Here is a 24,111-nt window from a genome sequence, read left to right as displayed (position 1 = left end):
AATCATGAACTTTCGGACGATTAGACCAATGTAAATCAGTTATGTTGCAATAAATGTTTTAAATGAATAACAAAATTGCTTTTTAATAAATAAAAAGTAAATTAAACAATGCGATAAAAATAATGGTTATAAATAACTCAATGATCTAAAACGCAATTAATGCTGTGCTTAGGCTACTGAAAACGTCAAAAAGTGAAGCACTTCGCAGTGTTCACCGATAATTGGGCTAAAAATGCGCATTTAAGCAAAAGCTGATGCGAACTTTACCACTATATAGGTAGTAAATGAAAGATGAAGTTGGTCGCATTGCAGCCAAATACATTTAATAAAAGTGTAACAATGTCGGCCAATAGAAGAAACGATTTTTGGGATCGAACCCCAAAAAAAAAGGGAAGCTTAGCTTCCCTTACTATTTTGATGTATCAAATAAAACTCAATAAATGCTGTTTTACTGCATCGGTTGCAAATGAATTATCGACGCTGGTTTTATAAATCGCCGCGTAATCTTCAGCGGTTAATGAAAATTGCTCACAAACTTTACGAACTTCATCCGTCATTGTCGTGTTAGAAACCGTACGATTGTCGGTATTGATGGTAATAAGCACGTTGTCTTTATAAAACGCTTTAATCGGGTGATTCTTAAGATGATCAACCGCTTTTGTTTGCACATTACTGCTTGGACAGGTTTCCAATGTGACAGAGTCTTGCTTCACAAGCTGATACGCGTCCGCATGACCTTTAATGTGGATGCCATGGCCGATGCGCTCTGCACCAAGTAGGCTCACTGCATCGTAGACATTTTGCCCGCAGCCTTGCTCACCAGCATGAATGGTGACTCGATAGCCTTTTTCGATGGCATATTGAGCATAGGGGATGAACTCATGACAAAAGCCATCCGCTTCCCCACCTGCGAGGTCGAAAGCGACCACACCGTTATTCAGATAGGCAGCACCTGCGTCAAGAACCGATTTGATGGTCTCTTTAGGCATGTGGCGCAAAATAGAGAGAATGTAATTGCCTTTAATGTCATACATCGCTTCCGCACGTTTCATCCCTTTAACGGCGCTACGGATCACTTGATCGAGAGTTAGCCCCTTATTGAGGTGCAGCATCGGGCCGTAACGCATTTCAAGGTATTTGACATTTTCTTTGGCTGCGTCTTCAAATACTTCAAAAGAGATTCGTTCAATAGCTTCTTCAGTTTGCATGACAGACAGTGGCAATTCGAAACGCAGCAGGTATTCACCCAGGTTTTGACAGGTTTCCGGCGCAATCATCAATGAACGGATGGTCTCAATATCGTCACTTGGTAGCGTGATATTTTGTTCGCGAGCCAATTCAATGATGGTTTCTGGACGTACGCTACCGTCGAGATGACAGTGGAGATCGATCTTGGGAAGGTTATGATAGTTCATCAGTCTCTACCTTTATAAAATGGGGACATAAAGTTACAGACTTCATAATCAAGAGTTGAGGCTCTTGGTAGAAACTCCCAAACCTTATTATTGGGATTATACGAAGTAAATTTGCGCGAGCTTATCATTATGGCGAATGAGTTACAACTGATCGCCCAGTTCTAGTGGTGCAAGGTGGCTTACGAATTGGGATTTCTTCTTTCTCATCTCGCTGATAAGGATGTAAATAACCATTGATATTTGTCTCAAGGCAGCGACAGCGGCGCAATTTAACCCGTTGTGAAAAGAATTTCACTTTTTTTAAAGAGAAAAATTGTGTCTACTCGCGAGTCATCGTGCAGTAATGATTTTGATTTAAAACAATAAATCTTTGTCGATGAGGTATTAGATTTTTCCTTTTTATTTGATTAGGATATCTACTCTAAATTAAAACAACTCATTCATTTGTCAGGTGAATGCTGGGATTGGTCATTACGTAACGGATACCGATTCCTTCAAGTGATAATCATAAAGGCTACAAAATATGTTCTCAGGTGTGGTGCAATCGTTAGGTAAGATCGTAACTTGTGTTCGACAGACGTCGCATATGGAAGTGACATTACGCTGTCATCACGATTTCTATCTACCCATCCACGAAGGTCAATGGGTGTGTGTGGATGGTGTGCGTTTTGCGGTGACTGAACGTAAAGGGAACGATCTTTTAGGCTTGCAATCTGAACTCGCGCAATGTGCAAATACCGCCTTAGCTGCGGCGCAATCCGGTTCGTTTGTGAACCTGACTTGTAGTATCAATGAGCCTGTAGATTGTGATGGTCATCGCTTGACGGGTAACATTGATTTTCAGGCAGAGATTTGCACTATTGATGTGTCAGGGGGCCAGCGAACTTATCAACTCTCTTTCCCAACTGAATGGCAACGCTATTTGGTGGTGGGTAGCCGAGTTGCTCTAAATGGCGCAAGTGTCTCTATTGTTAGTGTTGATACCAACCAAAGTTTGTTTACCGTCGTTCTCAGTGACGAAGTCTGTCGTATGAGTATTTTCGAGCAAAAATTTGCTGGCGATTGGCTTAACATCGAGATTGAACGTGGCACGCAGAAAGTGATCGAAACACTGCGTAGCACACTCAGCGATACATTAGGTGAGCTTTATCCGACGCTTGATCGCTTGTTGGCACTGCAAGGTATTGATTTTGACTTTCTTGGCGCGCGAGCTAAAGCAAAAGCGCTGGATGAAAGCGTGGTTAAAACAAAGTAAGCATGACTATAACCTCTTTCACCATTACGGCTGCCACGTTACTCGATCTGGACGCGTTTTTTGTCTATGCCCAACAGCAATTTGATACCAACGGGATAAATGGTACGCCACTATTTATGCCCGATGCGCGTGGTACGTCTGTGTGGGGAGAATCGCTCAAACATTCCTACCAAATAGGTTTAAAAGCAAAACAGAGTGAACACACGTGGCGTCGGCTTTGGCTTGCCCGCGATCCACAGGGAACGATTGCTGCAGATGTTAGCCTGCGTCGTGATGAATTCGATGGTTGCCGTGACCGTGTTTGGCTAGGAATTGGGGTTGGGCTTGCCTATCGAGGGCAAGGGCTGGGCGAACAAATGCTATCGATGGTGGTGCAAGTTGCCAAACAAGATCGCCGCATAGATTGGATTGACCTCAAAGTTCTAGATACCAACCTACCAGCAATCCAGCTTTATCGTAAGCTAGGATTTTTCGAAGCAAGCTATATTCCCAATAAGTATCAAGTGGATAACGAATCCATAGGGGAATTTGTCATGAGTTGCCATGTTGCTTGAGAATCGCGTGTTCGCCAATCATGTAGCGAACCAATTCATTTAGCGATCAAAATCATGTGATCTAAGCTAATTACCTCTCTTCCCCACCTAGGGGAACTCTCTCGCTCTATTGTTCACTTAGTTTGCACTGTTGTTATTGGTATAACTGAGAGATTTCTATGCAGATTAAGGTGACCTTCCAACCATCCACTAAGGATATTGGTACGATCTATCAAGGGCTAATGGCCTTACATGAACAGCAATTTCCCAATCTTAAAGAGCAGAGCATTGCTTGCTTTTTACGTGATAAAACGGCGCAAGTGGTCGGCGGCGTGTGTGGTTCACAGCTAGCGACCAGCTTATACATCCAATATCTATGGGTAAAACCTGAATTGCGTGGTGTAGGGCAAGGTATGGCGTTACTTGAACAATTAGAACAAGCGGCCAAAGAGCGCGGTGTTACTCATCTTTTTGTTGATACCTTTGCCGGGCAAGCGGTGGGCTTTTATCAGAAATTAGGTTTTGCTGAAACGGGACGATTACGTCATTTCCCTGTAGCCAATAGTGAACGTGTCTATTTGACAAAATCGCTAACCTCTTAGTGTGAACCTAATGTCGAGGGATGCTTGGTTAGGGTTAAAGAACATTGGGCAGTTTTCTTGAAGAATAGACTGCCCAGCGTTGTTATTGCATCGGTTCAAGAGGTTGCGATATCGCAGCGATCAGGTTTTGTGCTAAATCAGGTAACACCCCTTGCAGTTTTTGGTAATAGCTTAGTGCCATCTCTTGTGATGCATCGATGCCAATGCCGTATTGAAACATTAATCCAGCGGCGTAAATTGCCTTAGGATTTCCCAAATCAGCGGCCAGCTTGATGTAGCGAAAGGATTGCGCTTCATCAGGTGTCACAAACGGATATTGCTGCCAATCTTGGAACACATGTTTCGCAAAATCACTCGGTAAAAAGTGAAAGCCTACTTCAAACAAGGCGTTAGGTTCTTGTAATTGTGCTGCTTGCTGCAGATAACGCCACGCTATGTGCTCATCAGCGATAGGCGCATATTCGCCGTCTTGCGTTCGATAAAGCGTGATGAGAAGACGAATAGCATCGATATTATTCTGCTGCGCTGCTTGCGAAAGCCACTGTAACGCGAGCTCTTTAGCATGACACTGATAATAAAACTGGCCGAGTACTTGTTGAGCATGACCATCATTGTTCTTGGCTCGCTCAATATATTGACTTGCTTGTGTTATTTGGTTGTTCACCCCACAACTCATCATCGCCAGTTGGCCTTGATGAAAATGTTGAATAGGGGCTTGCCCCTCAACTAAATGGTCCAGTGGTTGACCCGATTTGTCGAGGTAGATCTGCTCAACTAAGTCACCATTGCGTGGGTCAAAGTGCTTTTCTGCTGAAACGGGAATGCCAGCGGCATAGCTCAGCTCGTAGATCAGTTTGCCCGTTTCTGCTGACCACTTATGATGAGTACCGTCTTTTTTGTTTTGAGCATAGGAAATGGCTTCAATCGTGATGCCTTGAGGAGAGAAAAAGTCTCTGTGGGTGACTTTTCCATGCTCATATCGTGCTTGTTCTTTAGGCTGACCATTTTCATACCAGCTCTGTACCATGCCGTGACGAAGCCCCCGTTCATCATAGGGTTCTTGTATTGCTTGCTTGCCATTGGCGAACCAAGTTTCGTGACTAAATGGGTAAGTTCCAGCAACCTGTTTTGTAAATACATCACGGCTAATGCGTTGACCTTGCTCATTATAACGTTCAGAAACCGTTTGTTTTCCCTGAACTTGATACAAACTCTCGGGGTTGCCGTTAGCATGGAACGTTTCACTACGCACCATGATACCAAGATGGTATTGCACCGACGTCTTCACGACACCATTACTGAAATAATCGACATATTGACCGTCATATTCGCCATTTTTAAAGATATGGCTGCGAGACAGATTTCCTTGCGCATCATAATGCTCGCAATCGCCATCGGCATGTCGGTCATGGATAAAGCGCTCATTACTTTCAATATTGCCATTGGCATGATAATTCACGACCGTACCGTTTAATTGACCATCTAAATAGCGCGCGGTTTGGTGAATTTGCCCCGTTGGGTAGTAATGATGTTCGGTACCATTTTTAACGCCTGAATCATTAAAGTGCGTGATTTGCCGTAATGTGCCATCAGGGAAATAGAGCGTAAGCTCATCCACAAATGTGCTTTTAGATAAGGCTTGGTCGGTAGTGAATCCTTTCAGTGCAATTTGGTCGCTTAATCTGCCTTTTTCAACAAAATAGCCAGTTACTAGCCAACGTTGGTGTTGCTTGTCAAAAGGGAGTGGCGTGCGTACGCCAATGGCAGCTTGTCTTACATGGGTAACTTCCAAATGTGTATTGAGCCAAATGGTTTGCTTATCAGCTACATATTGCTCACCACATAACTCAGTCGTACAAGGGTGAATTTGTGTGATCCACTCTTGAGCATCCGATTTGCAATCTTGAGTCTCAATGTAGAAATATTCATTGCCAAGTGCATGTTGCCATAGCTGTTCTACATAGCGGTGGTAGGCAAGCGGATCTTGGTCAAGAGACTGGCTACTCATCGCTAACACCTGATTGTTACACTGTGACGTTGTGACCACAGTGAATTTATCAAACGCGTGATTGGATTCGCTGCCAGATTGCGCCGAATTGATATCGATATCAGACAGTTGGCTGATAAACGCTTGGGAGGGTGGAGAGTGAACTTCCACACAAAAGGTTGCACTGCTGAACAATCCCAAGATCAGCAGTGGGGAATAGGTGATTTTCATTATTTTTTACCTAGCATGACGTTGTCTCGGACTATACCGACGTGCTGATAAACCACAATCATACCTAAGGAGAATAAAGTTTGATCTTGAGCCAGATTTTCAGAAATGTTCTGCAAATAATCGTGAATAAGGCAGTGTAAAGCTGGCATCAAATAGATGTTATTGGTAGGTTAAGTCATTGATGATGAAAGTTGATAACGCTTATTTTTATCGATAGGCAGGACAACATTGCTCTTTTTAGGCATGTAGAGTGAGTTATTGGATAATGCTTTGCTCTGAAAGAGATTACAAATGCTTTTAAAAGAGGATGTTATGATTGAGTTTGAGAGTCCTCGTTTGGCAATGAGGCAAATAGCGGCCCAAGATTGGGCGATTTTCTATGAATTGCATGTGAATTCGATTGTGATTGCCAAATGTTTCGATCCCATTTTGCCAGAAGAGATTGAAAAACGGTTTGAGCAGCGTTGCAAGCCATGGTCATTTGAAGATAGCGATTGGTTAACTTTAGTTGTGACGAATCGCGACACTGGTCAAGCGCTGGGTTTGACTGGGTTTTGCTTCGATAAGGGGGTAGCTGAGGTCGGTTATCTTTTCTTGCCGCAGTATTTTGGATACGGTTATTGCTCAGAAAGTTTAGCTGCCCTGCTCGATTGGGGGAGTAGTGAACTGGGAATCGATGAATTTCAAGCAGTAGTAACGGAAGGCAATATTGCCTCTGAACGTGTGTTACGCAAATGTGGTTTTCAGTTAGCGGAAGTAATACCGCAAAACTATTGTATTAGTGGTCGTTTATATGATGATCATATTTATCGATTGGCAAAAATAGATTAATTCATTAATAAAAGTGAGGGAATATTATTGTTAACAAGCCTAACATTAATAAATGTAAGGAAATATAGTTGTTAACTATCCTAACATTAATTCATGTGTTTGATTAATATAGTCTCATTTTTAATACAGCAAAGTTTTGGTATTTGTGGGATGATGTTTTCGTTGTCCATTTCTCCCAATTATTAACTAACTTAATTATCCATAAAGTGATAGAAAAATGAATAATAAACAACGTGGTCCAATTTATGTCGCAATTATCGCCGTAGTTGTCATGTCATTTGTTTACGGCTTTAAGTTATTTAATCAAAACGAATCAACTGCTTATGTAGCGCCTTTGCCTATCGACATGGTGCTCGATGCTGGGCATATTCCTACCGATAAACTCGCTGCAGCCATGGGCACAGATTGAGACATCAGTAGATTTCTTTTTTCTTTCTTGATGCACTTTTAAGAGAATCTTCACACTTTTTAGTAAAGTGACTAGATGTTTTAGATTTGAAGTATAATCTAATTACAGAACAGATTGTTACCTTAAGTGGGCGAGACTGTGTATACGACAAACCGCTAAATTGGCGGAATTGTGTACTACAGAATCGCCTTTTTGCGTTTTTGGCGTAATAAAATCGTAAATAGAGAAAGAAAAGATAAAGATGGTGACGTTAAAAGACCCAAAAGTCGTCCAGATATTAAACAATAACGTTGTTAGCGCTGTCGCTAGTGACGGGATGGAAGTGATTTTAACCGGAAAAGGGTTAGGGTTTGCTGTTCGTGCTGGCAGTGAAGTGGATCTGAATAAGGTCGAAAAGGTGTTCTGCTTGCAAGCGGGCGATGCGGTTTCTGAACGATTGAAAACGTTAATTGAAAGCTTGCCACTCAACATTGTTCAAATGACGAGTGATATCATCGAACGAGCTAAGGAAACACTTTCTACCGATTTTAATGATAGTCTTTTCATTGCGTTAGCCGATCATCTCGATTGCGCGGTTAAACGAGCAGAACAGGGGATTGAGATTAAAAACCCATTAGATTGGGAGGTAAAAAACTATTATAAACGCGAGTATCAGTTTGCTTGTGAAATGATAGAACATATCTTAGTTCGCTATAATACGTTGTTACCCAAAAATGAAGCATGCAACGTTGCGCTTCACATTATTAATGCATTAGATAGACAACATCTTAGTGACGTTAAAGAAGTCACCAAAATTGTTTTTCAAATTCAAAATATCGTGAAGTACTACTTTAAAATCAAAGTGGATGAAGAAACCACAAATTACCAAAGGTTTATTACCCACTTAAAATTTTTTGCTCAGCGAGTTCACAATAAGGAAGTGATTAATAATCACGACAGCGAATTTGTGGACATTATTCATAAAAAACACACCAAGACCTTTGCTTGTGTGGGAGTGATCGCTGAGTTTATGGAAAAGCATTATGGGCACAAGATGAGTGATTCAGAAAAACTCTACCTTGTGATTCATATCGGTAATGTCGTTGGTGAAAATGAATTCGCTCGCGGCCTTTAGGTAGCACTCATGCGGTAAGCTCAAGTGTTCACCATTAGTTTTTTAACCGAATAAAGGTAAAAAAGGAGAAAATTAACCTTATAATTTTTAAGATGATTTTGTAATCCAATCGGCTTGTTACTGTTAAATCAGGCAAACACCAGAGGGATCCAACGGCGATTAATCGCCAGGACTAATTTCTTTCTGGAGAAGATGATGAATACATCAACCTTAGCGCGTCAAATCGTAGAACACGTTGGCGGCGCAGACAATATTACATTCCTTTTTCACTGCATCACTCGTTTACGTTTTAATCTAAACGATCTTTCCGCAGTCGACCAAGAAGCCATTCGTCAGCTTGACGGAGTCTTTGGTGTCAACGTTTCAGGCGATCAATTTCAGGTTATCATCGGTAACCAAGTTGATGAAGTCTGCGAGGCGATTCTTAGCTCCATTCCCCGTTTAAAAGAAGCCTATGATGCAAAAATAGGTTCCCCAAAAGCAGAACCAGCGAAAAGCGAAAAGAACCTCTTGGCTCGCTTAATGGAAACCATTAGCGGTATCTTTTCACCAATTATTCCGGCCATTGCTGGCGCAGGTATTCTTAAAGGGATTTTGGCGCTGCTACTCACTTTTGAGGTGATGGATAAAGCCAGTGCTAATTATCAAATCTTGTATGCCATCAGCGATGGTGTCTTCTATCTCTTGCCTTTGGTGTTAGCGTATAGCTGTGCAACGCGCTTCAAGTGTAACCCATATGTCGCTGTGGCGATGGCTGCGGTGTTATTCCACCCATCCATCACGGGGTTATTTCAACAGAGTTTGAAATCTGGCGATGCGCTGACTTTCTTTGGTTTACCGATTACTCCGGCATCCTATGCCTCTTCAGTCGTACCGATTATTTTGGCTATCTGGTTAATGTCCTTTGTGGAACGATTTATTGATCGTTTTATGCCGGGGCCATTAAAGACCATGTTTGTGCCGCTGTTTACCTTGCTGATTGTAACGCCAATTACGCTCAGTGCTTTAGGTCCTATCGGGTTGTTCCTTGGTAACGGTTTAACGGGTGGGGTAACTTGGCTATTAAGTCACCTTGGTGGTGTAGCAGGCCTTCTCATCGGCGGAACCATGTCGCTGATTATCATTACCGGTATGCATTACACCTTGGTGCCGGTGATGGTCAATAACGTCAGTACTATGGGTTACGATCCAATTAAGATCCTATTCTTTGTTGCTAACCTTGGCCAAGCCGGTGCTGCATTTGGTGTCTTCTTACGTAGTCGTGATAAAAAACTGAAATCATTAGCATTATCGACCAGTTTTTCTGCTGCCATGGGGATTACAGAACCGGCGATGTATGGTGTGAACATGCGCCTTAAAAAGCCGTTTCTTGCTGCATTGATTGGTGGTGGTTTAGGTGGTGCATTAGCGGTCAGTTTTGGTGTTAAAGCGTACGCATTCACCATGAGTGGTTTGCCTGGTATTCCTGCTCTGGCTGGCCCTACCTTCCTTTATGCGATGGCCAGTTTGTTGGTGAGCTTTGTTGTCGCGGCAGTAGTGACCGTGGTCCTTGGCTTTGAAGAACCGAACGCGCAGTCAACAAGCAATAAGGCCTCTACCAATGAGTCAGCCGCATCCAATAAGCAAGCAACTGCTCATACCATTGCGAACTCTCTACCTGCGGTAAACGAAGAAATTCACGCGCCGGTTCAAGGCTTGTTAGTGAAACTGTCAGAAGTGAGTGATCCTGTGTTTGCCTCCGAAACCTTTGGCAAAGGGATTGCAATTAAGCCTGAATCGAGCACTGTGGTATCACCCGTCAACGGTGTTATTAACTCCATTTTTCCAACCAAACACGCCATTGCGATCACCAGCGATGCGGGAGCTGAAATTCTCATCCATGTCGGTATCGATACCGTCAAATTGAACGGTAAGTACTTCGCATGTGATTTAGCTGAAGGTGAACACGTTCAAGTCGGACAGCCACTGATTGAGTTTGATTATCAAGCCATTGAAAAAGAGGGCATAGATAACAGCGTGATTATGGTGATCACCAACAGCGACGACTTTAAGCAGGTCGATGTTTGTGACGAAGGGCATGCAGAGCCCAAATTTAATGTGATTAAGCTCAACGCCCAGTTGGCTTAGTTTTCTTCCCTGTTCAAAGACAACTTACGAATAGGCGTTTCATTTTTAAAGGATAACATCATGAAAGAATTCAATGCATTTCCTGAGCATTTCATGTGGGGTGGCGCGACCGCAGCGAACCAAATTGAAGGCGGTAGTGACGAGGGCGGTAAAGGCCTTTCGGCTTCCGATGTGTATTTATTTGATCCCAATACTCCGAAAGAACATTGGTCTGATCAATGGTTTATGATGACTCATGCGCAAGTGAAAGAAGCGCAAGACCCACAATCAAAACGCTTTTACCCTAAGCGCTTTGGTATTGATTTCTACCATCGCTATGAAGAAGACATCGCACTGTTTGCTGAAATGGGCTTTAAGTGTTTCCGTATGTCTCTAGCGTGGACCCGTATTTTCCCTAATGGTGACGAACTTGAACCAAATGAAGAAGGTTTAGCATTTTACGACCGTGTCTTTGACTGTTTGATCAAACACAACATCACTCCGATTGTGTCACTATCACATTACGAAATGCCATTGCATTTAATCACAGAGTACGAAGGCTGGACCGACCGCCGAGTGGTTGATTTCTATTTACGCTTTGCGACAACGGTGTTCAAACGTTATCGCAAAAAGGTTAAATATTGGATGACCTTCAATGAAATCAACTGTGTTAAACACCACCCTTACGTGAGTGTTGGCATTATTGAAGAAGGTTACGAACATCTAGAGCAGGGCAAATATCAAGGTGCGCACCATCAGTTTGTGGCCAGTGCATTAGCGACTAAAGCGTGTCATGAGATCATCCCAGGCTCACAAGTGGGCTGTATGATCAGCTACCAAATGCTCTATCCCTATTCTTGCCATCCAGATGATGTACAAGCCTGTGTAGAACAACAGCGTGTTTCGTTGTTCTTCTCTGACGTGCAAGCGACTGGGCGTTATCCAGCTTATGCAGACCGTCTTTTTAAAGAGAAAGAGGTGGTATTGAAAAAAGAGGTGGGAGACGATGAAATTCTGGCGCAATATCCAGTCGATTTCGTCTCATTTAGCTACTATATGTCGAGCACAGTGAGTGCTCATCCAGAAAATCTGGAAGGAGCACAAGGTAACCTCATTACTGGCGGAATTAAAAACCCTTATCTGCCAAGCAGCGATTGGGGTTGGCAGATTGACCCGAAAGGTTTGCGCTTAGCGTTAAACCAGCTCTATGAGCGTTACCACAAACCGCTGTTTATTGCTGAAAACGGCTTAGGTACTGGCGATAAAGTGAACCCAGATGGCTCTATCGATGATGATTACCGTATCGACTATTTACGCCAACACATCGAACAGATGAAAGAAGCGATTGCTGATGGGGTAGACCTGTTTGGTTACACTTGGTGGGGACCTATCGATATCATCAGTGCTAGTACTAACCAAATTACCAAGCGTTATGGTTTCGTCTATGTAGACCAAGACGACTGTGGTCGAGGTACTCGTAATCGTAGCCGTAAGAAGAGCTTCTTCTGGTATAAAAAAGTCATCGCTTCCAATGGCAGTGATTTAGCGTAATACCCGATTGGACTTTGTATTGAAGGGAAGCTCGCTATGCAGATGGCGAGCTTCTTTTTTGTACAGAGAAAACCCCCAGCTTGGCTGGGGGTTCCGTTAAGCTTATAGCTATAAGTCAGTTATAAAACCCCTTTCAATTTGTTAGAAATACCTTGTGGTCTGGCAACTACAAGAGTTAATCAGAAATTGAAAGGGGGTCCCAATATGGGGGACGAGAAGAGCTTAGCTCACACAAGATGGAACTGTAAATATCATATAGTATTCGCACCCAAATATAGAAGGCAGGTGTTCTACGGTGAAAAACGTCGAGCAGTTGGAGAAATCTTGCGAAAGCTATGTGAATGGAAAGACGTGAATATACTCGAGGCTGAATGCTGTAAAGATCATGTTCATATGCTTTTAGAAATCCCACCGAAGTTGAGTGTTTCAGGTTTTATGGGATATTTAAAAGGTAAAAGTAGTTTGATGCTCTATGAGCGATTTGGGGATTTGAAGTTCAAATACCGAAATCGAGAATTTTGGTGCCGGGGTTATTACGTTGATACAGTCGGTAAAAATACAAGCCAGATCCAAAATTACATCAAGCATCAATTAGATCAAGACAAAATGGGAGAGCAACTGTCGATCCCATATTCAGGTAACCCGTTTACGGGTCGCAAGAAATAGTCATATGCAAATGTCAGATCACGATGCGCCTGCTAGGGCGCTGCTGGTAGGAGAGCCTTATAGGCGCATATGAAAAACCTCCGGCTATGCCGGAGGATATTTTTACAACCGATATTGACGGTGTTGCAGTGATAGGCTAGAGTCAAGGAAGTTTAATTACTAAGAAAAACAATGCGATCATACCATCGTCGTCCTTATCTACTCATGCTGCTTATTGCACTCGTCTTTTCGACGTCGGGTGCGAATGCGTATGCGTTGACGCCGATCTCCTCTGATTTCATGTCAATGAACCGCTCTGTTCATGTTATGCCAGCTTCGGCGCATTCAATGTCGATGGATTGTGCCAATCCACAGCAAAGCACCCAACAACATCAGCATATGAACCATGCTCAAATGGCTGATGATGGTGCATCGCTCAGTGAACATTGTAAAAATACCCCCCATACTTTGATGAATACGGCAGTAGGCAATCATTGTCAGTCGGGTCATTGTAACGACAATATGTGTGGTAGTGTCGTTGGGGTATTACTCTCTTCAACACTCGTGATGTTTGGTACGTCCACTTATCTTGACGTGTTCTATCCACTCCATTCTCACCAATTAACGGGTTATCCTCGTTCACTCTATCGCCCTCCGATAGCGTAAATCCATTGCTGTTTATCGTTTTTAATTAGGCCGATTTCGGTCAGATAACTCATGGATTTTTATAATGAAAAAAACCGTATTAATGGTGCCTATGATCATGGGCATCGTATTGGGCATGCCTGCTGTCAGCGGAGCAAACCCTCTTTCCACTCAAGAAAATAGAACGTCGGTAGCCACAGTAGGTTCAACCGCTAAAGGCTCAGTCACGTCTAACTCGTTAACAGAAAAGGCGTTAACGGAAAATTCCACCCAGCTGAGCAACCTCATTCGCCGCGCGATTGGTGAGGATTATCAACGTATTAGCCTTTATCATCAGGCAGATGCGCAGCGTGAAATGGGCATTGCAAGTGCCACTTACATGGATCCCAAATTGCGCTTTGGCGCAGCGAACGTGCCGGTCGATTCGTGGTCATTGACCGACGATTCGATGACTAACCTCACTTTAGGCGTGTCGCAGCAGTTTCCACGCGGCGATACCTTGCAACTGCAAAAAGAGAAAGCCTTTCAACAAGCCGATGTAACGGAAGACAACGTTCAACTGCGTGGTTTAGCGGTTGCGCAAAGTGTGAGTCGCCTGTGGTTACAACTGGGTTACCTTAAAGAGGCGCACAGTAATTTGAGTACGCGCATAGAGTTGCAACGTCAGCTCGTGCGTCAACTCGAAACCAACTATGCCCTTGGCAAAAAATCGGTGCAGGATGTACTGAGTGTCGAACTTGCCGTCTCCACACTTGAGGAAAAGCTCGATCTCAATTGGCAGCAGCAACAGCAAATTCAAGCTCAGTTGTCTGAGTGGCTTGGCGCTGATTGGTTAACCAGTAATTCCGCCAATGCAGCGAGCAATCAGGTGCAGTGGCAAAGCCTAGATGGATTACTGAGCCAAATGACCGTGGGAGATCACTACCCACAATTTAAACAGCATCCGCTATTGCACCAAGCTGACAAGCGCATCGCGATTAAACAGACCGATATCGCACTGCAGGAGCAAAATTACAAACCGCAATGGGGAATTGAAGTCGCGTATGGCGACCGGCGTGCCAGCAGTATGACCACGGGTAAAGCACCAGATGTTGCCAGTGCCTTTATTACCCTCGATATCCCGCTATTTACGTCTAATAAGCAAGATCGCTCGGTCAATGCGGCCAAGTACGAACTGGGTTCCGCTCGTTTAGACAGAGACTTACTGATTCAAAAAATGAATGCCCAAGTGAATGGACTGCTGTCCGATCTGAATGGTTTACAACAGCGAACTTTGCGCTATTGCGACCATTTATTGCCTCAATCGCAAGCCCATTTGGCCGCAGTCAAACGCGCTTATGACAGCAACACCGCTAGTTTCGCTGAATGGGTCGCGGCCAATGTGAATAGCCTTGCGTTGCAGTTGGATTATCAACAACTGGTTACGCAAACTAACCAAACTAAAGCCGATCTGGCTTATTGGCTTAATGCGTTTCCGGTTGATGTGATTGAGTTAACTCACCAACGTTCTTCTTTTTGATCAGTAAGGCTAGATTATGAAAACAATAACAATTTCTCTTGTGGCACTGCTGGTGGGTGCTTCCCTTGGTTATGTCTCTCACTCATGGACGCCAGATCAGAGTAGTGAAGCTAATGCCGCCAAACCGCTCTATTGGGTAGCGCCGATGGACCCAAGTTATAAGCGTGATAAACCGGGTAAATCACCGATGGGGATGGACCTTATACCGGTCTATGCCGAGGAAAATACCACCACACAGAACGTGCCCGGTACTGTCACTATTGATCCTGCAGTGGTACAAAACTTGGGAGTGAAAACCACTTCAGTGACCCTTGGTCATCTTACCCCCCGCATTGATACGGTGGGTTACGTTGGCTTTGATGAAAGCCGATTATGGCAACTGAACTTACGTGTCAGCGGCTGGGTGGAAAAGGTCAATATCCACGCGATAGGTGAATCAGTGACCGCGGGTCAAACTCTGTTTTCGCTCTATTCGCCAGAGTTAGTCAATGCGCAAGATGAACTGCTTAATGCACATCGATTAGGTCGCGATGCTCTGATCAAAGGGGCGAAAGATCGCCTATTCGCTTTAGGCATGGATAACGCGCAGATTAATCAACTATTGCGCTCGGGTAAGGTTCAGCAATCGATTGATATTAAAGCGCAAATAAGTGGCATTGTGGCCGCTCTTAACGTGCGTGATGGCAGCTACTTAACGCCGGCAAACACGGCTCTCAGTGTCGGGCCGATTCAAAATGTCTGGGTGGACACTGAGGTGTTCGAACGTCAAGCGCGCTGGATTAAACAGGGCACCAAAGCCACCTTAACCGTACCCGCAGTGCCTGATAAATCATGGCAAGGTAGCGTCGATTATGTCTATCCCATCATCGATAGCAAAACTCGCACGTTAAAGGTGCGCTTAGTGTTTGCCAATAACGATGGCGAACTCAAACCCAATATGTTCACCAATATTGTGTTGCAGCCAGAAGCGACTGAGCAAGCGCTCTTGATTCCCACTCAGTCGATCATTCGCACCGGAGCTATGACGCGTGTGGTACTCAATGAAGGGCAAGGTAAGTTTCGCTCGGCACGAATTGAAATCGGCGCGGAAGCGGCGGGCATGACGCAAGTAAAAGCTGGTTTAAAACAAGGCGATTCTATCGTGACATCAGCGCAGTTTTTGATTGATTCTGAATCTAGCCTCACTGCCGAATTGGATCGAATTAATGGCATGGAAGAGGTTCAAGCTAAAGCGCCAGTTCAAGCTGATACCGCTCAGGCGACCGGGATTGTGACCCAAGTGATGGCAGGGCATCGCATGCTCACTATTCGCCATGATCCGGTTGCGAGCTGGGGCTGGCCGAGTATGACCATGGATTTCACCTTGGCCGATGATGTGCCATGGCAGGAGGTAACGGTTGGGCAAGGCATTGATTTTACATTAGAGAAGACGCCGCAAGGCCGCTATCTAATTCGCTCTTATCAGCTCTCTAAGCCAGCGGCGAAAGAGACATTATGGGTGAAAGCCAAAGTGACCGATGTGATGGCAGAGATGAACATGCTTACCATTGAGCACGTTGCCGTTGAACAGTGGCAGTGGCCGGCTGGTGAAATGAATTTTATGACGGATCCGGCGCTGGATTTAAGCGGTTTGTCGGAGGGAGACACCATTGACGTCGAGTTGGTTTCGCAAGGCGGTGACGTCTCGTTAGTCGATATTCGTCGTGAGGGCCAACGTCATGATTGAGCGCATTATCGATTGGTCGATTCATAATCGATTTTTGGTGCTATTGGCCACGTTAGCATTGATTGTGGCGGGGCTATTTAGTGTTAAACAGACCCCGGTGGATGCGCTTCCGGATCTTTCCGACGTGCAGGTGATCATTAAAACCAGCTATCCCGGACAGGCTCCACAAGTGGTTGAAGACCAAGTCACCTATCCACTCACCACGGCGATGCTTGCTGTGCCGGGAGCTGAAACCGTGCGGGGATATTCGTTCTTTGGCGATTCCTACGTTTATATCATTTTCAATGATAAAACCGATCTTTACTGGGCACGTTCGCGGGTGTTGGAGTATTTAAGCCAAGTAGCACCCAAGTTACCAAGTAATGCAAAACCAACCCTAGGACCGGATGCGACTGGGGTGGGTTGGGTCTTTTCTTATGTTTTGCAAGATAAAACTGGCAAGCACGATTTGGCTGAGCTGAGGAGTTTGCAAGATTGGTTTTTGAAATACGAGCTGCAAACAGTCGATGGCGTGTCTGAAATTGCGACCGTTGGTGGCATGGTTAAGCAGTATCAAGTGCAAATCGATCCGGCCAAATTACGTGCCTATAACTTGACCTTGCAGCAGGTGAATCAAGCCATTCGCCAAGGTAACCAAGAGACGGGGGCTTCGGTGGTGGAAGTTGCTGAAGCTGAGCACATGGTGCAGACGACTGGCTATATTTCGAGTGTGGCTGATTTAAAAGCGATTCCACTAAAGATGACCCCAACGGGAACTCCGTTGCTGCTTGGGGATGTCGCCGACATTCAAATTGGGCCACAAATGCGTCGCGGTATTTCTGAGCTCAATGGCGAGGGCGAAGCGGTGGGTGGCATTGTGGTGATGCGCTTTGGTGAGAATGCCAGTTCAGTGATTGAACGGGTTAAACAAAAACTGAGTGTATTACAGCAAGGATTGCCCAAAGGGGTTGAAATTGTGACGACTTACGATCGCTCTACCTTGATCAATCAAGCCGTCGATAATTTATGGCACAAACTGGCGGAAGAGTTTGTGGTGGTCGCGATTGTGTGTGCACTGTTCCTATTCCACATTCGCTCTTCCTTGGTCATCGCCATTAGCTTACCTGTGGGCGTATTAGGGGCGTTTATCATCATGCATTCGCAAGGCATTAATGCCAATATCATGTCGCTTGGGGGTATCGCTATTGCGATTGGTGCTATGGTCGATGGGGCGATCGTGATGATTGAAAATGTGCATAAGCACATTGAACGCACTCCCGTGACCGATGAAAACCGCTGGGAAATCATCGCAACGGCGGCGAAAGAGGTCGGGTCTCCGCTCTTTTTCTCATTGTTGATCATTACCTTAAGCTTCGTGCCGGTGTTTTCTCTTGAAGGTCAAGAGGGCAAGATGTTCTCTCCTTTGGCCTTCACCAAAACCTACTCGATGGCGGTAGCGGCTGGGTTAGCTATCACGTTGGTGCCGGTATTGATGGGCTATTTTGTCCGTGGTCATATTCGTCACGAGCATGAAAACCCCGTCAACAAAGGGCTGATCGCAACCTATCGTCCACTATTGGGCGTGAGTTTGCGTCATCCCAAAATCATGGTGGTGGTGGCGTTAGTGTTGATGGTCAGCGCTTGGTATCCAGCCACTCGAATTGGTAGCGAATTCATTCCTCCTTTAGATGAAGGGGATTTGATGTACATGCCAACCACCTATCCGGGTATTTCAATTGGTAAGGCGCGTGAGCTGTTACAGCAAACCAACAAGCTGATTAAATCCGTACCTGAGGTGAAAACGGTTTGGGGCAAAGTCGGCCGTGCTGAATCAGCAACTGACCCCGCGCCGCTGACCATGATTGAAACTACGATTCAGTTGAAGCCTAAATCGGAGTGGCGCGCCGGTGTGACCTCTGAATCTTTGCGTAAAGAGTTTGACCGTTTAGTGCAATTTCCGGGCGTGACCAACGCTTGGGTTATGCCGATAAAAACGCGCATTGATATGTTGGCGACAGGGATTAAGACGCCAATTGGGATCAAAATTTCTGGTCCTGATCTTAAGGTGATTCAAAAAATCGGTGCTGAGCTAGAGCCTTTGCTGAATCAGATCCCGGGTACAGCATCTGTCTATGCAGAAAGAGTCGCTGGTGGTCGTTATGTCACCATTGATATCAAACGCCAAATGGCGGCACGTTATGGCTTAAATATCTCGGACGTACAAGCGGTTATCTCGACGGCGATCGGCGGAATGAACGTTGCTGAGTCGGTAGAAGGATTGGAGCGCTATCCCATTAACGTGCGTTATCCGCAGTCCTATCGTGATTCGGTAGAAAAGCTTAAAGATTTGCCGCTTGTTACGCCTAATGGTGCCCGTATCCCGCTGGCAGAAGTGGCCGAGATTCGTTATCAAGATGGTCCGCCAATGATCAAAACAGAAAATGCACGTCCTAACGGATGGGTGTATGTCGACATTGATGGACGCGACCTTGGTTCCTATGTCAATGAAGCGAAGCAGAAAGTGGCGGCAGAGCTGCATCTACCAACGGGGTATGCACTGAACTGGACAGGACAATATGAGTATCTCGAACGAGCGAAAGCGCGTTTGTCGATTGTCGTGCCTGTCACCATCACCATCATTATGTTGCTGCTTTACTTTAGCTTTAAACGGTGGGGGGAAGTGTTGGTGATCATGGCGACATTGCCTTTGGCGTTAGTCGGTGGGGTGTGGTTGATGTTTGGTTTGAACTACAACTTTTCGGTTGCCGTTGGGGTCGGGTTTATCGCACTGGCTGGGGTTGCGGTTGAAATTGGCGTCATCATGTTGGTGTACCTCAATCAAGCGTGGCAAGCGATGAAAGATCATCACCATCAAGCACATAAGCCAATGCACATAGAGGATTTAGAACAAGCGATTCGCGATGGAGCGGGGCTGCGCGTGCGTCCGGTCATGATGACCGTACTCACCGTTATTATTGGCTTAGTGCCGATTATGTACGGCAGCGGTACTGGTGCAGAAGTGATGCAACGTATTGCAGCCCCCATGATAGGAGGCATGGTTTCCGCAGTGTTACTTACACTACTGGTATTACCTGCTATTTATAAACTGTGGAAAGCAGCGGAACTGCGTCGTTTTAACGAGCAGCTAATCTATGCTGAGCAAGAAAAAGCTGACCAAGCAAATGCACACTCAATAACTCAACCACTCGACAATCAAGCGCAGCACAACACAAACGTAGGGAAATAAAGATGAAAAAACTTATGATTGGATTATTACTTTTGGTCGCAGGTCAAACCATGGCTGATACCCCAAACCCTTCCGCTATGGGGACGATGGATCATAGCAAGATGAATCATCAAACAATGGTTGATCAAACAATGGATCATCAATCAATGGATCACTCTGCAATGCCTATGATGTCGGCGGTCGGTATGCCTGCTCCAGGGGCAAAACCCGATAAGGTCGTGCATGTTATCTTGGATGATGATATGACGATTCGCTTTAAAAAAGAGGTTAAGATTGCGCCTAACGATGTGGTGCAGTTTGTTATTGTTAACAAAGGGAAAATGGATCATGAGTTTTCAATTGGTTCTCCCGAAGAGCAGCAAAAGCATCGCGAGATGATGAAAACCATGAAATCCCATCACCACGATTCCGGTAATGCAGTCACGGTGGCACCAGGCAAAGCCAAACAACTATTGTGGCATTTTCATGGTTCACATACGGTGGAGTTAGCGTGCAATATTCCCGGACATTATGAGGCCGGAATGCATAAACTGCTTAACCTCGAGTAGTCAATTCCCCCGATACTCTCGGACAATATGCTTAAGCTCAACCCCTAGGCCACAGTGATTGTGGCCTATCTTTTTCAGTTATAGTCAAAACCGGTTGTCATATCTTCGGCAGTGGAAAGCTCTAAGTAACTGAAAAACAGTGGCTGTTAGTTATTGACGAACACTTTTACATCGGCCAAGGTAGCAACACACGCACAGCTATTTTTAATCGATGCAGACAGTTTGGTTCGCAGGACGCGAAGGTAATACACGAGGGAGTTGACATGGTTATTCGGCCAGTACGCAGTGACGATGCTGCAGCCATTACGCAAATTTATAATCACTACATAGCAAACACAGAAATCACCTTCGAAGAAGAGTGCATTTCACAACAGGTGATGCAAGGTCGTATTGACGCCGTGGTGTCAGCCAAGTTCCCGTGGCTTGTGGTAGAAGAGGATCAGCAGGTGGTTGGGTACGCCTACGCACACTTATGGCGCGAACGTTCTGCCTATCGCTTTTCAGTCGAACCATCGATCTATTTTGCACCCACGCATACGGGGTTGGGCTACGGTAAGCAGGTCTATTCCGCGCTGCTTAAGTTATTACAACAGATGGGGATGCGTAACGTGATTGGCGTGATTACCTATCCCAATGAGGCAAGTTGTAGACTTCACGAAGCACTGGGTTTTCGTCAAGTGGGCATCTTTGACCAAGTTGGTTTCAAACATGGGCGCTGGCTGTCGGTTGCCAATTATCAACTGGTGCTGCCAAGCGCTTAGCGTGAGACAGTCATCACCAATCACTTTTAAAGCCTTATTGAAAAGGCGATTTACTGCAAGGAAAACACATGCAAATAACCATGATTCACGACCTGTCAGATATCAATGATTCACTTGCTGAGTTATTAAAAGATTGTGTAGCAAGTGGCGCATCGGTCGGATTTATTGACCCTGTGAGCGATAACGAAGTGAACAGCTATTGGCAAAATGTGGCGCAGGCAATAGCGGATCAAGAGCGAGTCATGTTTGTTGCATTAGATGAGGACGAAGTATTAGGCAGCGTGCAACTTGCCCTGTGCGCCAAAGCCAACGGTCGACATCGTGGCGAAGTCGAAAAACTGATGGTGCATCGCAATGCAAGAGGAAAAGGTATCGCCACCCAGTTACTGAATGCGTTGGAACAAGAAGCCATACGTCGTGAGCAGAGCTTGTTAGTGCTTGATACCCGGGTTGGTGACGTAGCGTCTCTTTTGTATCGTAAAGTTGGCTATATCGAGGCAGGTCAGATCCCAAACTATGCGATGAGTTCGCAAGGAGAGCTGACCGCGACGGTCTATTTCTATAAACAGTTAGTTTGATAACTAACTGGTTTTATTAGCGGTTTGTGTCGTACACCGCTGGCCAGTTTAAATGCGGCTAAGCCTAGCTAGGTCTATGTTAAACCCGTTATGCGATAGAGTCGTCGGTGGGCTCTACGCAGAATTTCTTCAGGAGCCGAGTTGAGCCTTGATAAGGGTGAATCGCTTGACCAGAACGGCCTAGCCAAAGCAAAACAGCGAAGGCAAAGTTTTGTATTGCTTGTCGAGCCCATGTAGCTTGATTGGTAAGCGGTTTTTGCGCATTGTTATCAATACTCATTGTCTATTCCTTTCGCAGAGAATGACTTTCATCATGCAAAGTTTGGCTCGAGTTGGCGAATGGATAAACACAAATATCGATGAGTTATCACATCTCATTGGCGGAATTTATGTCAAACGGTGATCTATGACCCAATCACAACGTGCTCCAAATGGCCTCGATGCTAACGGCTTTATCGTCAATCCCTGCCAAGTGGAACAGATTGCTCCAGCATATCGCAAATTACTGGATGCGCTGTTGAACCAGTTGCAAACCCAGCTAGGGGACAACTTACACAGTGTTTATCTGTACGGCAGTGTGGCAAGAGGAGAGGCACGCCAGTATCACTCTGATTTGGATCTTTCCTTAATCTTTCATCATCCGTTGACCGACTCCGAGTTGCATATGTTAGAGGATATTCAACATAACACTCTTCAATGCTTTGATTTTGTGACTAAAATTGACTTTGACCCCGGCGTCCTTCCTCAAGTACTTTTGGCGGAAGAGGAGTATCGTTGGCACTTTTGGCTCAAGCACTGCTGCTGTTGCATTTATGGCGAGGATCTCTCGTTACGCTTTGCATGGCAAAAACCCTCTTTGGCGATCGCTTATGCCCTTAATGGGGATTTGCCGGATTTCCTGCAGCAGCGGCTAGTCATGCTTAACCACGATAACGCTGCGCGTGTTGGGCGAGAAGTAGTCAAAAAAATATTACGCACAGTGTACACGATTATCGCGGTTGAGCACGGCAGTTGGTATGTCTCGCTGGATGACATTATCGTAGCGATTCGAACTTGCTCACTTCCATGCGCGCCTGAAATAGAAGCTATCGTGGGTTTTTGGCAAACAGGACAACCAACCCAGGAGCGTGTTGCTCAAGTGATTAAGTGTGATGCGTTACCGATTGTTGAGTGGGTTGCTGATGTTTTCGTCCCCTTTCGTTCGTTATAACATATTGAAAATTTAAAAAATAAAAGAAGGTTAGTGTGTATCTATTGAGCATTTTTTGTAAGCCAGAACAACAAGAATCGGTATTGAGTACTTTGCATGAGCTGGGCGTTGATCGCATTGGTCATTACGATCACTGCTGGGCAATCACCACCTATGAAGGTTCTCATCGTGCCTTAGAAGGGGCGAATCCGGTTTTTGGTGGTAAAGGCGAAGTGGAACACTATCCTTTGTTAAAGATCGAAATTAATGTTGAGCAACACCAAGTCGAGCTAACCGTCAAAGCACTTAAAGCCGTGCTTGGTTGGGAAGAACCTATGGTCAATATTGTCAAACTTGCTAATGATGAGTTTTGCTTTGATTAATAAGTGACAATGTCACGTATGAGTCATTTTGCACCAAGCAAAATGGACTTTTACCGTGGTTCATGGAGAGTAAAGTAGGAACTTTGAGCCATAACTTGATATTGATCCAGATTCTGTGATGCATACGGCCTTTTGTTAATAGATTTGTCAGACAATTGACAGAGTAAATAATCCATTGACTACTATTTACCCAAATTATGCACATATTGTGCGCTAAAGTACGGTCAATCCGGAGGCAGTAGTATGCAGCGAATTAAGTCATCGCTAACTCATTTTTCGCTGAAGCTCGTTTTATGTTTACGTGAAGTAAAAGCACTTTCATGTATTCTGTTGGCAGCACTGTTTTATACCTTGCCATCAGCTTCAGCAGCAGATTTAACTCAAGAAGATTTAGAACCTTTTTGTAATAACACCACGATTTGGGAAAACAAAACCGTCACTGGCGGACAAACCATTACCCCAGAGCAGTGTATGGCTGTGGCTATCCCTTGTGCAGCGGAAATTGCTGAGCAAGAAGAGGACACCACTCCATCGATTAACTTGCTTTACGGTTGTGTATTCAGTGCGCTAGGTATTCAGTTACCTTCCGTTGATGAAGATATCTCAAGTGGTAACTAGTTCAAGCCGTCATCGCAAACATCTGCTGATGTCGCGATTAGCGTAAGGCACCGACATTCTTCACAAAGCCACTTAACTCAAGTGGCTTTTGTTTTCTATCTATTTCCTATTGATTAACCTATTAAAAACCTAAGGGCATTATTTGATCTCTTTCAGATATTTGTGGATTGACCACTTTCTTACTTGTAATGGAACCGGTTCCATCATAGGGTGACTCCAGTGAAACAAAATTAAGAACA

The 24,111-nt window shown here is 44.9% G+C and carries 22 protein-coding genes and 1 riboswitch; of the genes, 19 read left to right on the top strand and 3 right to left on the bottom strand.

Going from position 1 to position 24,111, the window contains the following annotated elements; translation table 11 throughout:
- Positions 1–422 precede the first annotated feature (422 nt).
- Entirely contained in the window at positions 423–1,415 is a 993-nt protein-coding gene (add, locus tag OCV11_RS09130) for an adenosine deaminase (RefSeq protein ID WP_261892426.1), read from the bottom strand.
- 25 nt (positions 1,416–1,440) lie between these two features.
- Positions 1,441–1,539, bottom strand: a riboswitch (purine riboswitch).
- A gap of 399 nt (positions 1,540–1,938) precedes the next feature.
- Between add and OCV11_RS09125 the strand changes: the two genes are divergently transcribed.
- The 3 genes from OCV11_RS09125 (at position 1,939) to OCV11_RS09115 (ending at position 3,805) form a co-directional block, all read left to right on the top strand.
- A complete protein-coding gene (locus tag OCV11_RS09125; RefSeq protein WP_261892424.1) occupies positions 1,939–2,670 on the top strand; it encodes a riboflavin synthase in 732 nt (243 codons plus the stop codon).
- 2 nt (positions 2,671–2,672) lie between these two features.
- Positions 2,673–3,224, top strand: coding sequence for a GNAT family N-acetyltransferase (locus tag OCV11_RS09120; protein ID WP_261892422.1), 552 nt, complete (start codon positions 2,673–2,675; stop codon positions 3,222–3,224).
- Positions 3,225–3,382: 158 nt separating this feature from the next.
- A complete protein-coding gene (locus OCV11_RS09115; RefSeq protein WP_261892420.1) occupies positions 3,383–3,805 on the top strand; it encodes a GNAT family N-acetyltransferase in 423 nt (140 codons plus the stop codon).
- A gap of 82 nt (positions 3,806–3,887) precedes the next feature.
- Here the strand turns inward: OCV11_RS09115 and OCV11_RS09110 are convergent, their stop codons facing one another.
- Positions 3,888–6,023, bottom strand: a complete 2,136-nt coding sequence (locus OCV11_RS09110) for a hypothetical protein (protein ID WP_261892418.1) — start codon at positions 6,021–6,023, stop codon at positions 3,888–3,890.
- Between the two features lie 291 nt (positions 6,024–6,314).
- Here OCV11_RS09110 and OCV11_RS09105 point away from each other — a divergent pair, with 291 nt between their 5' ends.
- The 13 genes from OCV11_RS09105 (at position 6,315) to OCV11_RS09045 (ending at position 21,682) form a co-directional block, all read left to right on the top strand.
- A complete protein-coding gene (locus OCV11_RS09105) occupies positions 6,315–6,854 on the top strand; it encodes a GNAT family N-acetyltransferase (RefSeq protein WP_261892416.1) in 540 nt (179 codons plus the stop codon).
- A gap of 217 nt (positions 6,855–7,071) precedes the next feature.
- A complete protein-coding gene (locus OCV11_RS09100; protein WP_261892414.1) occupies positions 7,072–7,263 on the top strand; it encodes a hypothetical protein in 192 nt (63 codons plus the stop codon).
- A gap of 241 nt (positions 7,264–7,504) precedes the next feature.
- The gene (licT, locus tag OCV11_RS09095) at positions 7,505–8,377 is read left to right on the top strand and encodes a BglG family transcription antiterminator LicT (RefSeq protein WP_261892412.1); all 873 of its coding nucleotides are present in this window, start codon (positions 7,505–7,507) and stop codon (positions 8,375–8,377) included.
- Between the two features lie 192 nt (positions 8,378–8,569).
- Positions 8,570–10,504: a beta-glucoside-specific PTS transporter subunit IIABC gene (locus OCV11_RS09090; protein ID WP_261892410.1), complete on the top strand. Its 1,935-nt coding sequence runs from the start codon at positions 8,570–8,572 to the stop codon at positions 10,502–10,504.
- A gap of 60 nt (positions 10,505–10,564) precedes the next feature.
- Complete coding sequence (locus OCV11_RS09085) at positions 10,565–12,034, top strand: glycoside hydrolase family 1 protein (protein ID WP_261892408.1); 1,470 nt, start codon at positions 10,565–10,567, stop codon at positions 12,032–12,034.
- A 204-nt stretch (positions 12,035–12,238) separates the two neighbouring features.
- On the top strand, positions 12,239–12,700 hold the full coding sequence (gene tnpA / locus OCV11_RS09080; RefSeq protein WP_225252330.1) for an IS200/IS605 family transposase: 462 nt from the start codon (positions 12,239–12,241) through the stop codon (positions 12,698–12,700).
- 171 nt (positions 12,701–12,871) lie between these two features.
- The gene (locus OCV11_RS09075) at positions 12,872–13,345 is read left to right on the top strand and encodes a hypothetical protein (RefSeq protein WP_261892405.1); all 474 of its coding nucleotides are present in this window, start codon (positions 12,872–12,874) and stop codon (positions 13,343–13,345) included.
- Positions 13,346–13,409: 64 nt separating this feature from the next.
- Positions 13,410–14,843 carry a TolC family protein gene (locus OCV11_RS09070; RefSeq protein WP_261892403.1) on the top strand — a complete coding sequence of 478 codons (1,434 nt, stop codon included), beginning with the start codon at positions 13,410–13,412 and terminating at the stop codon, positions 14,841–14,843.
- Positions 14,844–14,859: 16 nt separating this feature from the next.
- Positions 14,860–16,569 (top strand): efflux RND transporter periplasmic adaptor subunit, encoded by a 1,710-nt coding sequence (locus OCV11_RS09065; RefSeq protein ID WP_261892402.1) that lies wholly within the window; start codon positions 14,860–14,862, stop codon positions 16,567–16,569.
- On the top strand, positions 16,562–19,795 hold the full coding sequence (locus OCV11_RS09060) for an efflux RND transporter permease subunit (protein WP_261892399.1): 3,234 nt from the start codon (positions 16,562–16,564) through the stop codon (positions 19,793–19,795). Before OCV11_RS09065 ends, OCV11_RS09060 begins: the two co-directional genes overlap by 8 nt.
- Positions 19,796–19,797: 2 nt before the next feature.
- Positions 19,798–20,343, top strand: coding sequence for a copper-resistant cuproprotein CopI (copI, locus tag OCV11_RS09055; RefSeq protein ID WP_261892397.1), 546 nt, complete (start codon positions 19,798–19,800; stop codon positions 20,341–20,343).
- 263 nt (positions 20,344–20,606) lie between these two features.
- On the top strand, positions 20,607–21,104 hold the full coding sequence (locus OCV11_RS09050) for a GNAT family N-acetyltransferase (RefSeq protein WP_261892396.1): 498 nt from the start codon (positions 20,607–20,609) through the stop codon (positions 21,102–21,104).
- A gap of 68 nt (positions 21,105–21,172) precedes the next feature.
- Positions 21,173–21,682 (top strand): GNAT family N-acetyltransferase, encoded by a 510-nt coding sequence (locus OCV11_RS09045; RefSeq protein ID WP_261892395.1) that lies wholly within the window; start codon positions 21,173–21,175, stop codon positions 21,680–21,682.
- Between the two features lie 88 nt (positions 21,683–21,770).
- On the opposite strand, the gene OCV11_RS09040 is transcribed toward OCV11_RS09045, so the two are convergent.
- On the bottom strand, positions 21,771–21,962 hold the full coding sequence (locus tag OCV11_RS09040) for a hypothetical protein (protein WP_261892393.1): 192 nt from the start codon (positions 21,960–21,962) through the stop codon (positions 21,771–21,773).
- A gap of 126 nt (positions 21,963–22,088) precedes the next feature.
- On the opposite strand from OCV11_RS09040, the gene OCV11_RS09035 reads away from it, so the two are divergent.
- The 3 genes from OCV11_RS09035 (at position 22,089) to OCV11_RS09025 (ending at position 23,872) form a co-directional block, all read left to right on the top strand.
- Complete coding sequence (locus tag OCV11_RS09035) at positions 22,089–22,892, top strand: nucleotidyltransferase domain-containing protein (protein WP_261892391.1); 804 nt, start codon at positions 22,089–22,091, stop codon at positions 22,890–22,892.
- Positions 22,893–22,927: 35 nt separating this feature from the next.
- Complete coding sequence (locus OCV11_RS09030; protein ID WP_261892389.1) at positions 22,928–23,254, top strand: hypothetical protein; 327 nt, start codon at positions 22,928–22,930, stop codon at positions 23,252–23,254.
- Positions 23,255–23,497: 243 nt separating this feature from the next.
- Positions 23,498–23,872: a hypothetical protein gene (locus OCV11_RS09025; protein WP_261892387.1), complete on the top strand. Its 375-nt coding sequence runs from the start codon at positions 23,498–23,500 to the stop codon at positions 23,870–23,872.
- The last annotated feature ends 239 nt before the right edge of the window (positions 23,873–24,111 follow it).

The sequence above is a fragment of the Vibrio porteresiae DSM 19223 genome, from assembly GCF_024347055.1.
In the GTDB taxonomy this organism is placed as follows: domain Bacteria; phylum Pseudomonadota; class Gammaproteobacteria; order Enterobacterales; family Vibrionaceae; genus Vibrio; species Vibrio porteresiae.
The sequence above is the reverse complement of the archived record's forward strand: the minus strand, read 5'-3'. Positions and strand labels throughout refer to the sequence as shown.